Raw genomic sequence first — 15,258 nt, forward strand, 5'->3', positions numbered from 1 at the left:
AGACTTTATTGCCGGTATAAGGACTCTGCAGGACTACGTGAAAGAACACATCCTGGAAGGCCAGACTCTGAACTGGCTTTTGGCTTCCGCTACGGAAGCAATGCTGATCGTCGATCGTAATGGCCAGATTGTCCATGCCAATCCGCCTGTCGATCGGCTTTTCGGCTATCCACGCTCGGAACTTGTCGGGCGGCCAATGGAAGTACTGATGCCGGAGCGCTTCAGGGCAGCGCACATCGGCAAACGCGTGGACTATTTTGCCGCTCCGCATGCTCGCCCCATGGGTACCGGGATGGAACTGCTCGGCCGTCGGCAGGACGGCGGAGAGTTTCCGATCGAAGTCAGTTTGTCGCCGCTCAGGACCGATCGCGGATTGAAACTGGTCATGGCGACGATCCACGACATCACCTCTCGCAAGCGCGCAGAGGAGGCGCTACTGGAAAGTGAAGCCCGCATGCGGGCGATCGTCGACACTGCTGTTGACGCCATTATCACCATCGATGAACAAGGCGTGATGGAACGCGTGAATCCGCGCGCCGAGCGCCTGTTCGGCTATAGCGGCGTCGAGATGATCGGAAAGAACGTCTCGATGCTGATGCCGGAGCCGTTCCGCAACATGCACGATGGGTATTTAGCCCAATACCGGCAGACCGGCGAGAAAAAAATCATCGGCGTCGGCCGTGAAGTCGTCGGTTTGCGCAAGGACGGCACCACTTTCCCGATGGACCTAGCCGTGGCGGAAATGCACTTGGGACAGCGCCGCATGTTCACGGGGGTCGTGCGCGACATCACCGAACGCAAGCACGCCGAAGAGCAGCGTTTGCGCCTGTTGCAGGAAATCAGCAGCGCCAACGAGGAATTAACAAACTTCGCATACGTCGTGTCGCACGACCTCAAAGCGCCGCTAAGGGCCATCGGTTCGCTGGCCGACTGGCTCTCGACCGATTACGCGGACAAATTCGACGACGAAGGTCGCGAGCACATGCGACTACTGATCAGCCGCGTGCACCGGATGAGCGCGCTTATCGACGGTATTTTGCAATACTCGCGCGTCGGTCGCGTCAAGGAAACATCCGTTGCGGTCGAACTCAACCTGTTGGTGCGCGAAGTGATCGATTTGCTCGCACCGTCAGAGAACATTGCGGTGACCATCGAGGCCCCCCTGCCCACTGTCTTTTGCGAGCGAACCCGGATCCAGCAGGTATTTCAGAATCTGATATCCAATGCCATCAAGTACATGGACAAGCCCGACGGCCAAGTCTGGATCAATTGTGTCGCAAAAGCCGACCGGTGGCAGTTCTCCGTGGCCGATAATGGCCCCGGCATCGAGCAGCGGCATTTCGAGCGGATCTTTCAGCTATTTCAGACCCTCGCGCCGCGCGATAGGGTCGAGAGTACCGGGGTCGGGCTCGCGTTGGTAAAGAAAATTGTCGAGATGTACGGGGGAGAAATCTGGTTGGAATCCACGCCGGGGACCGGCAGTACCTTCTTCTTTACCCTGCCCGTCGGCACGGCAAGCAAACCACACCTGGAGCAAGTTGCATGAAGACACCGAGTAAGCCGATTCTTCTCGTTGAGGACGACGAGGTCGATATCATGACCATCAGACGTGCTCTCAAAGAAATCCATGTGGCCAATCCGGTGATACCGCAAGAAAACGGCGAGCAAGCGTTGGCCTATCTGCGCAATACTGCCAACGAAAAGCCCTGCATCATTCTGCTCGACCTCAACATGCCCGTCATGAATGGTATCGAGTTTCTTCAGGTGGTCAAGAACGATGACCAGCTTAAGCGAATTCCAGTTTTGGTACTCACCACTTCTGAGGAAAAGCAGGACAAGGTAAACAGTTTCAATTTCAGCGTGGCCGGTTATATGGCAAAACCGGTGGACTATCGGCAATTCGTGGAAGTCATGCGCTCGATCGATCTCTACTGGTCCCTCAGCGAACTACCATGAAAAGCGGCACACCAAGTACTTTCCAGGCATTGACGATAGCCTGACCAACCATGACGAAACCGCAGATTCGCATACTCCTGGTAGAAGATGATATGGTGGAACGGATGGCCTGCCGTCGCGCATTTGCCAGGGATCCGACTTGCGATTTCGTGTTATTCGAAGCGGAAACGGGCAGAGAGGGGTTGCAACTAGTCGATGCGCAAAGGCCGGACTGCATTCTGCTCGACTACCATCTTCCAGACCTGAACGGTCTCGAGTTCCTTGCGGCGCTAGCCCACGACACGGGGGAGATCGCCGTGCCCGTTATGGTACTGACCGGCGGAGATAGCGCGGCCGTAGCGGCAGAATTGATGCGACGGGGCGCACGGGACTACCTGGGTAAAGACTCCGAGCACCAGTACCTGAAGCTGCTGCCAGGCGTGATCCAGCGTATGTTACGGGCGCAGCAGATGCTGGAGGCAAAACGCCAGGCCGAAGCCAAATTCCGTACCCTGGTCGAACAGATTCAGGCCATCACTTATATCTCTTCCTGCGGCGAGTCTGGTTCGCTGCAATACATCAGTCCGCAGATCGCCATTCTCGGCTTCTCACCACAGGAGTGGCTGGCTGACAGCGGACTGCACGCGAGACAGGTCCACCCGGACGACCGCGCACATGTGCGGGAGGCCATGACTAACAGTCTCGCTGTCAATGCTCCGCGACGGATCGAATACCGCCTGCTGGCCAAAGACGGCCAGATCCTGTGGTTTCGCGACGAGACACAGGCGGTGCTCGACGATTCCGGCCGGCCGCTTTTTATACAGGGAATCTTGGTCGACATCACGCAAAACAAGCTGACCGAAGATGTATTGCGGCAGAAGCGGGAAGCATTACGGTCACTGGCCGCACATCAGGAAACGATCAAGGAAAATGAGCGCAAGCGCATCGCTCAGGAGATACACGACGAACTCGGCAGTCTGCTCACCGGTATCAAGGCATACGTATCGGTTTCCCTCGAGCGGTCGGTCCAGGCAGGCAGCTCTCCCGACCCGTTGTTGATCGACGCGGCCCGTCTCGCCGATGATGCGATGGCAGCGGTGCGCAGAGTCATTACGGACCTGAGGCCCAGCATACTGGACCAGCTTGGCGTATGGGAGGCATTGCATTGGTATGCGAACCAGATAGAGACGCGCTCGGACCTGGTCTGCGAGTGCGCAATTGACGAGAGCGCCGTCTCGACACAAATCGACTCCGAACGCAGTACGATGCTGTTCCGGATCGTACAGGAGACGCTCACCAATGTTCAGCGCCACGCCGAAGCATCACGTGTATCGATTCGCGCGGCAGCCGCGGAGGGTGAGATCATCGTCGAAATCCACGATGACGGCAAAGGCATCGAAGCCGAACACGTGCCCAACCACCCGTCGTGGGGCATCCTCGGCATGCATGAGCGTGCAAGGCATTTCGGCGGCAACCTGGTCGTGACCGGGCGACCTGGCGTCGGCACGACTGTATTGCTGCGACTGCCGATGGAGAGTACAAGTGGAAGCTGAGTTGATCAAGGTATTGCTGGTGGATGACCACACCGTCGCCCGGAACGGGGTTCGCCTCATGCTAAGTTCCGCGCCGGAAATTCGCGTGGTCGGTGAAGCCGAAACGGCAGCCGATGCGCTGCACCTCGTGCGGGACCCGAACTTCGATGTCGCGCTGGTCGATATAGCGTTACCCGGCAAAAATGGCCTCGAATTGCTTAAGTGCTTGCGCGTAGCGCAGCCCAGACTCGCTGTTTTGATTCTCAGCACCTATTCGGAAGAAATCTATGCGCTGCGTGCGCTGAAACTGGGTGCTGCAGGCTATCTCACCAAGGACAGTCCGACCGCCACGCTGGTGGCGGCGGTTCGCAAGGCCGCGCGCGGCAGTAAGTACGTCAGCCCATCACTGGCTGAGAAGCTTGCCAGCATGATCGGCGGACAAAGCGCCGCCTCGCATGAAGCGCTGTCGAATCGGGAAATCGAGGTCCTGAAACTGCTGGCCAAGGGTGAACATTTGGTGCAGATCGGAGACATGCTTCACCTGAGCCCCAAGACCGTCACCACCTACCGCACGCGCATCCTCGAGAAAATGGGACTTCACAGCAACGCGGAACTGGCCCGCTACGCGGTCGAAAACGGACTTCTGGCCTAAACTCAAATACTGTTCGTTTCATAACTACCTTGGGGCACGATCAGCTGATTTAGGGCAACGCTGAACAAGCCGCCGCAAATTTCGATTTCAAAATGATTCGAGGTCTGATCACCGTGAGCGGAGCTATGACCTCTGGTTTTCGGCCCTTTCGGGCCATTTGCACGGGCCTTTGGCCCGCTTTTCGCCCACTACGGGCGCACCTGTGCCATCAATCGTCGGCGCAACAGATAGACGTTGGCGAGGGCCAGCGCTACAAAAGCACGGTTGGCGTTCTTTGCCAGCCCGCGATAGCGCACTTTGGTGAAACCCCAGAGGCGCTTGACTACTGCGAATACATGTTCGACCCTGGCCCGGATCTTCGACTTGTTGCGATTCTTGCCGCGCGCTACCTCGTCGACTTCGCCCGCACGGCGCGCGCGCTGATTGGTGAAGTCGCGTGCCTTGGGCGCTTTGCCGCGAATCAGCGCTTTCTGGCTCGCGTAGGCGCTATCACCGTAGACGCGTTGCTCCTGCCCGTGCAGCAATTGCGGCAGGGGATGCTTGTCGTGCACGTTGGCGGCAGTGACCACCGCACTATGGGCCAGGCCGCTTTGGCTATCGACGCCGATATGCAGCTTCGCGCCGAAATACCACTGCTGGCCTTTGCGCGTCTGATGCATCTCCGGATCGCGGGCCTTCTGCTCATTCTTCGTCGAGCTCGGCGCAGAGATGAGCGTTGCATCCACGATGGTGCCGCTGCTGAGCTTCATCCCGCTGGCTTGCAGCACGCGCCCCACCTCGGCAAAGAGTCGTTCACCCAGTTTGTTCGTCTCAAGCAGTCGCCGGAATTTGAGCAACGTTGTTGCGTCGGGCACGGCCTCGCAGCCCAGATCAATTCCCACGAAGCGACGCAGGCTGGTGCTGTCGTAAAGCGCCTCTTCGCAGGCGAAGTCGGCCAGATTGAACCAGTGCTGGATAAAGTGAATCCGCAGCATGCGCTCCAGGCCAATGGGCGGGCGGCCGTTGCCCCGTTTCGGGTAAAACGGCTCGACCACCGCGCCCAGTTCCGCCCACGGCATGATCGAATTCATCGTGTCGAGAAACTCGTCGCGACGCGTGCGTTTGCGTCGGGTCTCGAATCCTGCACCTTGATCTGCGGCCATCGCGAGCGTTTGTTGCTTCATCGTGTTTTGCGTTTGTCGTTTCCTGTGCGCTCTATAACGCTTGAGGCGCACAATCGGTGGACTTAATCAGATGGGATGGACGCCTTTCTCCGGCGGCGATCACCTAGCGTCCGATGTGACACGGGCGACCGCCGCCTCTTTCTGCCATCATCAGTGAGAGCTTCCGGCGTTTGCCTGCATCTCGCCACTTGAGGAGGTTCAAATGAAACCCACCGTAATCGGCATGGACATAGCCAAGCACGTATTCCAATTGCATGCCGTTATGGCTCAAACCGGGGAGATTCAGCGCATAAAACTCAAACGCAACCAGGTCATCGAATTCTTCACGAGGCGCGAGCCTTCGCTTGTCGTCATGGAAGCGTGTGGCAGCGCTCACTGCTGGGCCAGACAGCTGATGAGCCTCGGCCACGACGTGAAGCTCATTGCCCCACGCTCAGTGCGTCCCTTCGTTCTGCGTAACAAGACTGATGCTGCCGACGCGCGGGCGATCTGGACAGCTGCTCAGCAGCCCGATGCGCGGTTTGTCGCCGTTAAGACCGAAGCGCAGCAGGCCATTCTCGCGCTGCACCGGCTTCGGGCGCAACTGATGAAGTTTCGCATCATGCAGACCAACGCCCTGCGCGGCCTTCTCTACGAATTCGGTGAAGTGCTGCCGGAGGGATATCGCGCGTTTGCCGACAACATCTCCGCCTGTCTCGCCAGAGTTGCCGACCGTCTTCCGGGTTTGCTCGTCGACAGCCTTCGTGAACAGTGGACCCGTGTACAGGCAATCGACGGCGAGATCGCCGTTCTGGAGCGCCGCCTCGCCCAAGCCTTCAGGAACAACGAGGACTGCCGCAAACTCAGCGACAGTCCGGGTGTCGGTCTCCTCACCGCCACAGCCATGGCGGCCGCCATTGGCGATGCACGCAACTTCAAATCAGGACGTGAGTTTGCCGCGTGGCTCGGCTTGGTGCCGCGCCAGATCGGGACCGGTGGCCGAGTGCGTCAACTCGGCCTGAGCAAACGCGGAGATACCTACCTACGCACCCTACTCATGCACGGGGCACGCTCCGTTGTCCTCCGGGGTAAGCATAGCGACTGGGTCGACGCACTGCTCAGCCGCCGACCCTTCAATGTCGCCGTCGCGGCGGTAGCGAACAAGCTAGCCAGAACTATCTGGGCCGTCCTGGCGCACACCGACAGATATCAACCCGTTCAAGCGGCCGGACTGACGAACTGATGTCACAACCAGTGAATTAACCTACTTCCTTCATCGAGGTGCGCAAGCGATAGACCCACATTGGCTAACAGGTTGGACCGGGGCAGGGATAACCCGATAAGGCATATGAACCTTTGTGTTCGATGATCAGATGAGGACCCCGCCAGCGCATTCCATAGAGGCCAGCAGGCATCACGACCTGCGCAAACAGGCCGGACATAAGCGTGCGACCTTACCTACCAGCCAACGTGATAAAACCGCTTGCAATCCGGGAGGCGTCCACATAAGCGTTGCCTTAGCGGCTCCGATCGTCGCCGGATGCGGAAATTCGACATTTTTCGTTTCACGCCGCGGGGAGTGCGGCTGCCGCGGCTTTGCACTGCGCGCCCGCTGGCAATTTCCCGCAGCAGGCTGAGCCTCCAGCTTTGCCACTGCTCAGGGGGAACGGCCGCCGCCTCGGGCAGGCGTCGGTTCAGCACGCGCACGGCGTGGACAAAGGACAGGTCTTCAGGTCGCTGCCCACTATCCTGTGCAGCCTCGTACATCAGTCGGCGAATGGTCGCGTGCGTAAGCATTAACGCATAGAACTCCTGACGGACCAGATCGGGCGTCTTGCTGCGCAGCACCTTCTTCCCGTCGCACAGATGTGTCTTGATCTCGTCGAACATCTCCTCTATCTTCCAGCGCCGGTGGTACAGCGCCGCCAGCTCAATGGCAGGTGCCACCGCCGGATCCAGCAAACTGGTAATCAGGCGATACTGCGGCTCAGCGTCAGGCACGCCTTCCAGGCGATACTCAATAACCCGCACCTGCATGCCGTTGCGCTGGTGTCGCCGCTCGGTGTCGCTGGCATAAACGGTGCTCAGGTACGAACCGTCTGCCAGCGGCACTTCGCACGGCAGCCGCAGATTCGATTTCACCCGCCACAGCAGTTGCGCGCCGGTGGCCACCGCGTCGCGCCACATGTCATAGCCAAGAACAGGCGATCGGCCAGCACCAGCATCTCGCTGGAGAACGCCGCAAACAGCTGGCGCGTGAGCACCTGTTCGCTGTCCTCACGCACCCCGCCCATCTGGACCTCACACAGCGCGTGCGTCGCACATTCGGCCAGCGCCACAAAGCGGATCTGCGGATACGCTGCCTCACCGCGCCCGCCCTGCGCATACCCGAACGCCTGCGCATTGGCCTGCTCATCAGGCACATCCAGGGTGGAGCCATCCACGCTCATGACGCGATACCCCGCATAGTCCCCGCCCGCCGCCCGCCGCCCGCGGGCGTTGCGCTGCCTGGCGGGCGAACAGTTTGCGCATCACCTGCCAGCCCAGCCGTGTGCGCCCCTGCGAGATCGCCGCCTTGCTGACCTGCGCGTCGCGTACCTGGTCGCCGTCGATGCGCCGCAGCCCCTCGATCACCAGACGAAACACTTCCTCATAGGCCACCCGCGGATACAGGCACATCGCCATCACGAAATACACCAGCACTTCCCGCGGCATGTCGCGGCGTAGCCGCGTCTGCACGCCGCACTACACCAGCGCCTCCTTGACCTGCCCCAGCGAGCAATTCAGCGCCAGATATCCCACCGTCAGATAGTCCGCCAGCCTCGCACCGCCGGGTATCGTTGCTGCCGTTCTTGCCATCCTTCAAGCTCTTCTTGTTGTTGCAGACGCTTGCAAGTGGCCTAAACCGCTCCGGCACTTTTTTGTAGGGGAACGCCTACAAATGACCATTCCGATCCCCGATACCGGGCGCGGGGCGTCCCGCAGACAATTGACTCCATCAAGAGACGTTCTGGCCGTCGACGATGAATGCCCGGCTGCTGCCCGGCCTCATTGCTCACGCCTTCTCCTACTCGACTGGAGTCTGACATGCTGAACAGCGTAACCAACCAATTGGCAAGCGCTCGAGTGCGCGGCTGCGAAAACCCGGCTGTACCGATGATGGCCATTGACCCGGATCGCATCGGGTTCGTGCGCACGGCGGCACCGCGGCCTGTGCTGATGCTCGGCCGACTGGACGACGAGAGAAACGTCCCCGTCACCGGGCCATCTCGTAGTGTTCAAACGTCGCAGTTCCCGCGAAGGTCGCAAATGCCCATCAAGATAGCAGTTCTCAAGGAAACCAGGCCGGACGAGCAGACGCAAGGAGTTTTATCATGAAGAAGACCATGAAGGCGGCCGTTGTTCGCGAATTCGGCAAGCCGCTCGTCATTGAGGAAGTGACCGTACCCGAGATGGGTCCCGGCCAGATCCTTGTCAAGATCGCTGCGACTGGCGTTTGCCATACCGATCTCCACGCCGCCGAAGGCGACTGGCCAGTGAAACCGAAGCCGCCCTTCATTCCTGGTCACGAAGGCGTTGGTCACGTTGTTGCGGCAGGCGCGGGCGTCCGCCATGTGAAGGAGGGCGATCGCGTCGGCGTGCCGTGGCTCTATACCGCCTGCGGTCACTGCGCGCACTGCCTCGGCGGCTGGGAGACGCTATGCGACGAGCAACAGAACACAGGCTACTCGGTCAACGGCAGTTTCGCTGAATACGTCCTCGCCGACCCCAACTATGTCGGACATCTCCCCGCGAATGTCAGTTTCGTTGAGATCTCGCCGGTGCTGTGCGCGGGGGTCACGGTCTATAAGGGACTGAAGGTCACCGATACCAAACCTGGTGACTGGGTCGCCATCTCGGGCATTGGCGGGCTCGGCCACATGGCCGTGCAATACGCGAGGGCGATGGGGCTCAATGTTGTGGCTGTTGACATCGACGATGCCAAACTGAAGCTTGCGGAGACGCTAGGTGCGGCGCTGACGGTCAATGCGTTGAACACCGATCCTGCAGCCTTCATCAAGAAGGAGCTGGGTGGCACACAGGGTGTGCTAGTCACCGCCGTCTCGCCCAAGGCGTTTCAGCAGGCGATGGGCATGGTTGCTCGCGGCGGCACTGTCTCGCTGAACGGTCTGCCGCCGGGCGATTTTCCACTTTCGATCTTCGACACGGTGCTCAATGGCATTACCGTTCGTGGATCGATCGTCGGCACACGCCTTGATCTTCAGGAAGCGCTCGACTTTGCCGCTCAAGGCAAAGTCCGTGCGACTGTAAGGACCGAGACGCTCGACAACATCAATGATGTGTTTGCACGGATGCACCATGGCGAGATCGAAGGCCGTATCGTGCTCGATTTCGAGAACGATCCGACGCTCGGCAGGCGGTTAGGCTAGAGCGGGGCGGTCGCGCTGCCGGCGGGTTCCGGCCGCGCGGCCCGCTCGGTACGTGTCGGCCAATACAGCAACGCGATTGAACGCAGACGGCACGTCAAAGAGCCGAGCCTGCGGTTAGGTGTGTCTGCGCGACGTCGTCCACCTCGTCCTCAACAACAACGGTGAAGGCGATTCGCTGATCGGCTAGACGTTCAACATCAGCGAACCTGTCAGCAATCGTCGGGCGGAAATCGAAAGCCGTAGAGCACATCGGTTCGGTCGCTCGTTGCAAGGCCAAGGTCAGGAGGTCAATGCTCAGCCTGACGCGTTTTCAGGCGTCGCTTTGAAAAATGGTCGTGGGCTACACCGCACAGCGAAACCACGCATGGCGACGCGTCCATACATGCACGAAAAGGACGATTACCCGGAATCATGACGCGGAAGTCCACTCGGGCTTGCGTCAACCCCCTCGTAAAACATCAAGAGGATTTGCAAACATGAGTACCAGTCACACTATCGAAAACAAGAAGCTCGCTGTTCGTCCTGTCGCGCCGCTCACTGGCGCGGCCCTGCTACACGAGCCGGCGCACAACAAAGGGTCGGCCTTCACGCGCGACGAACGCCGCAGGCTCGGACTCGAAGGGCTGCTGCCGCACGCGGTCGAGCCGCTCGACCGTCAGGTGGAACGCGTGCTGTCGCATCTCGACGTGCTCACCGACGACCTCGCACGCTACGTCTATCTGATCGATCTGGAAGCGCGCAACGAAACGGTGTTCTACAAGACCATCATGTCGGACCCGAAGCGCTTCATCCCGATTCTCTACGACCCGACCGTCGCGGACGCGTGCCTCGAGTTCGGCAATCTGTATCGTCGCGCACGCGGCATGTACATCACCCGCGACATGAAGGGCCGCATCGCCGAAGTGCTGCGCAACTGGCCGGAGCGTGACGTGCGCTTCATCTGCGTGTCGACGGGCGGCCGCATTCTCGGGCTCGGCGACATCGGCGCGAACGGGATGGGCATTCCGATCGGCAAACTGCAGCTCTATACGGCGTGCGCCGCCGTGCCGCCGACGTGCCTGCTGCCTGTGCTGTTCGACATCGGCACCGCGAACGAACAGCTGCGTGCCGACCCGTTCTACATGGGTACGCGCGAGCTGCCGCTTTCCGAGGCCGAACTCGACGAGCTGACCGAAGAGTTCATCCAGGCAGTTCAGGAAGTGTTCCCGAACTGCTGCGTGCACTTCGAAGACTGGAAGGGCACGGACGCGATCCGGATGCTCGACCGCTATCGAGACCGCATCCTGTGCTACAACGACGACATCCAGGGTACTGCGTCCGTCGTGCTCGCCGGCATTTCGGCCGCGCTGACCCAGACCGGTGGCCGTCTTGCCGACCAGCGGATCGTGTTTCTGGGCGCGGGCTCGGCGGGGATCGGCATCGCGAAACTGATCGCGGCTGAGATGCAAACCAAGGGGCTGTCGATCGAAGACGCCCGTGCGCGCATTCGGCTCTTCGACGTGAATGGTCTCATCGAAGCGTCGCGCACCGACCTCACCGACGCGCAGAAGGCGTGGGCACGCGACGACAAGCCGAGCAAGCGCTTCCTCGACGTGATCGAGAGCTTCAAGCCGACCATCCTGATCGGCGTGTCGACGAAGGTCGGCGCGTTCACCAAAGACGTCGTCGAGGCGATGGCCCGGCTCAACGAAAGGCCGGTCATCTTCGCGCTGTCCAATCCAACGACGAAGGCCGAGTGCACGGCGGAGCAGGCTTATACGTGGTCGCAGGGGCGAGCGCTCTTCGCCGCCGGCGTGCAGTTTCCCGATTTCGAGATGAACGGCCATCAGTATCGGCCGGGCCAGGCGAACAACTTCTACATTTACCCGGCGATCGGTCTTGCGACGTACGCATGCTGCCCGACGCGGCTCACAGATGAATGCTTCATCGTCGCCGCACACGCGACCGCCGACCAGGTCAGCCCGTCGATGCAGGCCAAGGCGATGCTGTTCCCGAGCCAGGACCACATCCTTGAAACGGAGATCACGACGGCGAGCCGGATCGCCGAGTACATGTTCGAAGCCGGCCTCGCGCAGGTGCCCCGCCCTCGCGAGATCCGCGCGTGGATCGAAAGCCTGCTCTACAACCCGGCGTACTAAGCGTCAAGCGGTGGACAGGGGCGATAGGTGCCACGTGCCGGACGCGCGACGACGCATGCAACGTCGTCGGGACGACAACCGGCAGGTCGTGGAAACAGCGAGTGCATATGGAACTGCGAGCAATGCGGTACTTCGTCGAACTCGTGCGGCAGAACAGCTTCACGCTCGCCGGCGAAAAGATGAACGTGACGCAGCTGACAATCAGCAGGATGGTCAAGGCGATCGAGGACGAAGTGGGCGCGCCGCCGATCATTCGCGGCAAGCGGTTCGTCGAGCTGTCCGATGCGGGACGATTGGTGTTCGCGAGCGGCATCGGGATGCTGACCGCCGAGCGCCAATTGCGTGACGCCCTGACCGATCTCGGCAGCGGCGCGAGCGGCGTCGTGCGCGTCGGCGTGCGGCGGCTCGCCGGGCCGCTGGTTGCGCAACTCGTCGCTGCGTTTCGCGAGCGCTGTCCCGATATCACGCTGCCCTTCTGCGAAGACGTGAGCACCACGCTCGAAGCGATGCTGCGCGACGGAACAATCGATGCCGGCTTCATCCATCCGACGGTCGCGACAGAGGGGCCCGATCGAGCGCCCGTCAGCAGCGACCGCCTTTGCCTAGTCGCGCCGCGCGGATCGACGTTCGCCGTCATCCGCGCATCGGCAAGGAGCCTGATTGAAGAGAGAAAACGATGCCGGTTCAGGCGCACTGATGTTCGATATCCGGCATCAACCACATACCTTTCGCGCGCCAGGATGCGACGCTGTGCAAGCGAAGCTAAACATAAAGAGTCATTCGCCATGGAATACTTTGTCCAAACACTCCAGAAGTATCCGGAAATCGCCCTGTTCCTCACGATCGGCGTCGGCTTCTGGATCGGAAACCTGAGGCTCGGGAAACTCAATCTCGGCGTCGTCACCTCGACGTTGCTCGCCGGGCTGCTGGTCGGCCAGATCGGCATCAAGCTGCCGTCCGCGCTGCAATCGACGTTTTTCGCGATGTTCCTGTTTTCCGTCGGCTATTCCGTCGGTCCGCAATTCATCCGCGCGCTGAGAAGTGACGGGCTACCGCAAGTCGTCTTCTCGGTCATCGTCTGCCTCGCGGGCACGGCCACGGCCATTGCGCTCGGCAAGATGCTCGGCTATAACGCGGCGCTCACGTCCGGTCTGCTGTCGGGCGGCTATACGAACTCGACCGTGCTCGGTGTTGCCACCGACCTCATGCAGCAATCCGGCCTGCCCAACGCGCAACTGCAGAGCGCGCTCGCGCTGCTGCCGATCGCGTATGCCGTAACATACCCGTTCGGTACGATCGGCTCCGCGTATCTGCTCGCGAACATCGCGCCGAAGCTCATGCGCTTCGATCTCGCAAAAGAGTGCGAACAATACGAACGCGACCATGGCGGTGGCACCGCAATCGGCCCCACCGCCTACCGCGAGTATTCGGCGCGTGCGTTCCGTCTGACGAACACCGATCTGATCGGCAAGACCGTGCTCGACGTCGAAACGCTGTTCAACCACGAAATCTTTGTGCGGCGCATACGCGTCACCGAGGGCTCGGCCATCGTCGACTGCACGCGCGATACCGTGCTCACCGAAGGTGCCGTGCTCGCAGTGTCCGGCGGCCTCGCCGCGCTCCTCACGTACGAGAACTGCTTCGGTCCCGAAGTGAAGGACGTACCGCTGCTCGATTTCGCGACCGAGCTGCTCGATCTCGTCGTGACGAACAAGCGCTATGCCGGAAAGACCCTCGGTGAAATCATCGACACGCTGTTCGGCGAGCCGGGTCGCGGCGTTTTCCTCACGAACGTCACGCGCTCCGACGTGTCGTTGCCGATGCAACGCGAGCATAAGGTCCAGCGCGGCGACGTGCTGAAGATTCTCGGCGCACGCCAGGACGTCGCGAAGATCGCGAAGGTGCTCGGCTACGCCGACCGCCCGGTCGAAGGCACCGACATGGCGTTCATGGCGTTCGGCATCGTCGCTGGCAGCCTTGTCGGCGCGTTCACGATCCATATAGGCGGCGTCCCCCTCAGCCTCGGTACCGCGGTCGGCGCGATCGTCGCCGGGATCATCTGCGGCTATCTGCGTTCCACTATGCGGACCTTCGGCCAGATCCCCGGGCCTGCCATCTGGGTATTCAACAACGTCGGCCTCAACGGGTTCATCGCATGCATCGGACTCAACGCGGCGCTCGGCTTCGTCGGTGGTATCCAGCACTATGGCTTGACGCTTTTCCTCGCCGGCGTTCTGGTGACCATCGTGCCACTCGTCGTCGGTCTTTTGCTCGGCCGGTACGTGTTCAAGTTCCACCCCGGCATCCTGGTCGGCGCCTGCGCTGGCGCGCGGTCGACGACAGCTGCGCTCGGCGCGTTGCAGGAAGCCGCGAAGTCGAACGTGCCAGTCATCGGCTATGCGACAGGCTACGCGGTCTCGCGCCTTGTGATGGCGTTGCTCACCATCGTTGTGGTCAATATGTTCTAGACAGTATGACTCCGTGAGGCAAAAGCTGGGCCGCCGTGAGGAATCAAACGCGGGTTAGCATTGCTGCCAGAGCCGCACGGTGTGGACAGGGCCGCACCCGGCGATTTCCGACACGGAGGCCAGCATGGAACACGACAGCACGCTCTACGTGGGTCTTGACGTTCACAAGGACTCGATCACGGTTGCCTATGCGCTCGGCACAGGCGAAGTCGAACTGCCTGGCAAGATTGGTACAACGAAGACGGATATCGATCGCCTGTGCAAGCGCCTGCAGTCGAAAGCGCGGCACATCCGTTTTTCCACGCTGCGGCGAAACGACGCGATCCGCTGAACTCAACCGTCGTGTCATCGACCGGGTTTATAATGAATACATTGTCATAAATGACGGATTTGTCAGATGACGGATGGTTTGTGCTTGGTGCTGCCCGTAATCCAGTCGGCATCTAAGCTTCTCTGCAACCAGGCAACGGAATGAGCAGTTGTGCCAGGTTAAGTCGCTTTGCTTAAGGAGATTCATGAGATGGACCAGATTACACAGCTGACACGCAATCACGAGATCGCATTGAAAATCCTGCGCCTGTTGCACAATCGCCTGGAAGAGGCCTGGCAACGGTTCGGGCAGAGGACGAGCGACGCAATCAAGGGGGGCGGTGGCACGTCCGCGCTCACCATTCCCAACCTGGCGCAGTTCACACCATGGGGTGCTTGGCACTATACGGCCGATTTCGCGCAGCGCTCCGTTCTGTTCTGGGATGCCTTGCGTCAACGCGGCAACGAGTTCATCGAGCGCAACAAGGCCGGGATCAAGCCGGCGTTGCATTTCGACTATGACGTAGTGCTCGACGCGAGGCACTTTGAGCGGCCCGTCAACTACGCTCTGCTGTCGATACGGCCGCCGGAGGGTGTCGTGGTCGACGTGAAGAAGCGCCCGTATCTGATCATCGATCCGCGCGCCGGGCAC

The 15,258-nt window shown here is 60.5% G+C and carries 11 protein-coding genes and 2 pseudogenes; 11 read left to right on the plus strand and 2 right to left on the minus strand.

Annotation, left to right across the window (positions count from 1 at the left end; all coding sequences use genetic code 11):
* The first annotated feature begins 37 nt into the window (after positions 1-37).
* The 4 genes from F6X40_RS26940 to F6X40_RS26955 are packed head-to-tail and all read left to right on the plus strand — an operon-like array spanning position 38 to position 4,119.
* Positions 38-1,546: a sensor histidine kinase gene (locus tag F6X40_RS26940; RefSeq protein ID WP_187629877.1), complete on the plus strand. Its 1,509-nt coding sequence runs from the start codon at positions 38-40 to the stop codon at positions 1,544-1,546.
* Entirely contained in the window at positions 1,543-1,956 is a 414-nt protein-coding gene (locus tag F6X40_RS26945) for a response regulator (protein WP_187629878.1), read from the plus strand. Before F6X40_RS26940 ends, F6X40_RS26945 begins: the two co-directional genes overlap by 4 nt.
* 50 nt (positions 1,957-2,006) lie before the next feature.
* On the plus strand, positions 2,007-3,488 hold the full coding sequence (locus F6X40_RS26950; protein ID WP_187629879.1) for a response regulator: 1,482 nt from the start codon (positions 2,007-2,009) through the stop codon (positions 3,486-3,488).
* A complete protein-coding gene (locus F6X40_RS26955; protein WP_187629880.1) occupies positions 3,478-4,119 on the plus strand; it encodes a response regulator in 642 nt (213 codons plus the stop codon). Before F6X40_RS26950 ends, F6X40_RS26955 begins: the two co-directional genes overlap by 11 nt.
* Before the next feature lie 188 nt (positions 4,120-4,307).
* On the opposite strand, the gene F6X40_RS26960 is transcribed toward F6X40_RS26955, so the two are convergent.
* On the minus strand, positions 4,308-5,282 hold the full coding sequence (locus F6X40_RS26960; protein ID WP_187629881.1) for an IS5 family transposase: 975 nt from the start codon (positions 5,280-5,282) through the stop codon (positions 4,308-4,310).
* Positions 5,283-5,484: 202 nt separating this feature from the next.
* On the opposite strand from F6X40_RS26960, the gene F6X40_RS26965 reads away from it, so the two are divergent.
* Entirely contained in the window at positions 5,485-6,504 is a 1,020-nt protein-coding gene (locus tag F6X40_RS26965; RefSeq protein ID WP_187629882.1) for an IS110 family transposase, read from the plus strand.
* A gap of 416 nt (positions 6,505-6,920) precedes the next feature.
* Here the strand turns inward: F6X40_RS26965 and F6X40_RS43605 are convergent.
* A pseudogene (locus F6X40_RS43605) lies at positions 6,921-8,120 on the minus strand (IS4 family transposase); the annotation flags it as partial.
* Between the two features lie 228 nt (positions 8,121-8,348).
* Here F6X40_RS43605 and F6X40_RS26985 point away from each other — a divergent pair.
* From F6X40_RS26985 to F6X40_RS27010, 6 genes and pseudogenes are all read left to right on the plus strand, one after another.
* Complete coding sequence (locus tag F6X40_RS26985) at positions 8,349-8,639, plus strand: hypothetical protein (protein WP_187629886.1); 291 nt, start codon at positions 8,349-8,351, stop codon at positions 8,637-8,639.
* Entirely contained in the window at positions 8,636-9,691 is a 1,056-nt protein-coding gene (gene adhP, locus F6X40_RS26990; protein WP_187629887.1) for an alcohol dehydrogenase AdhP, read from the plus strand. The genes F6X40_RS26985 and adhP overlap by 4 nt, the downstream gene beginning before the upstream one ends.
* A 476-nt stretch (positions 9,692-10,167) precedes the next feature.
* Positions 10,168-11,829, plus strand: a complete 1,662-nt coding sequence (locus F6X40_RS26995) for an NAD-dependent malic enzyme (protein ID WP_187629888.1) — start codon at positions 10,168-10,170, stop codon at positions 11,827-11,829.
* A 107-nt stretch (positions 11,830-11,936) separates the two neighbouring features.
* Positions 11,937-14,297 (plus strand): aspartate-alanine antiporter, encoded by a 2,361-nt coding sequence (aspT, locus tag F6X40_RS27000; protein WP_187629889.1) that lies wholly within the window; start codon positions 11,937-11,939, stop codon positions 14,295-14,297.
* Between the two features lie 124 nt (positions 14,298-14,421).
* Positions 14,422-14,589, plus strand: a pseudogene (locus F6X40_RS27005) (IS110 family transposase); the annotation flags it as partial.
* 270 nt (positions 14,590-14,859) lie between these two features.
* The coding region (locus F6X40_RS27010) for a DUF3141 domain-containing protein (RefSeq protein ID WP_262421558.1) at positions 14,860-15,258 on the plus strand (399 nt) is incomplete at its 3' end.

This window comes from Paraburkholderia sp. UCT31 (genome assembly GCF_014397655.1).
Classification (GTDB): Bacteria; Pseudomonadota; Gammaproteobacteria; order Burkholderiales; family Burkholderiaceae; genus Paraburkholderia; species Paraburkholderia tuberum.

Excerpts from the sequence above, each read along its gene's own strand:
- F6X40_RS26960 (WP_187629881.1), bottom strand. The coding sequence starts at position 5,282 with ATGAAGCAACAAACGCTCGCGATGGCCGCAGATCAAGGTGCAGGATTC.
- F6X40_RS26985 (WP_187629886.1), top strand. The coding sequence starts at position 8,349 with ATGCTGAACAGCGTAACCAACCAATTGGCAAGCGCTCGAGTGCGCGGC.
- adhP (WP_187629887.1), top strand. The coding sequence starts at position 8,636 with ATGAAGAAGACCATGAAGGCGGCCGTTGTTCGCGAATTCGGCAAGCCG.
- aspT (WP_187629889.1), top strand. The coding sequence starts at position 11,937 with ATGGAACTGCGAGCAATGCGGTACTTCGTCGAACTCGTGCGGCAGAAC.
- F6X40_RS26945 (WP_187629878.1), top strand. The coding sequence starts at position 1,543 with ATGAAGACACCGAGTAAGCCGATTCTTCTCGTTGAGGACGACGAGGTC.
- F6X40_RS26950 (WP_187629879.1), top strand. The coding sequence starts at position 2,007 with ATGACGAAACCGCAGATTCGCATACTCCTGGTAGAAGATGATATGGTG.
- F6X40_RS26965 (WP_187629882.1), top strand. The coding sequence starts at position 5,485 with ATGAAACCCACCGTAATCGGCATGGACATAGCCAAGCACGTATTCCAA.
- F6X40_RS26995 (WP_187629888.1), top strand. The coding sequence starts at position 10,168 with ATGAGTACCAGTCACACTATCGAAAACAAGAAGCTCGCTGTTCGTCCT.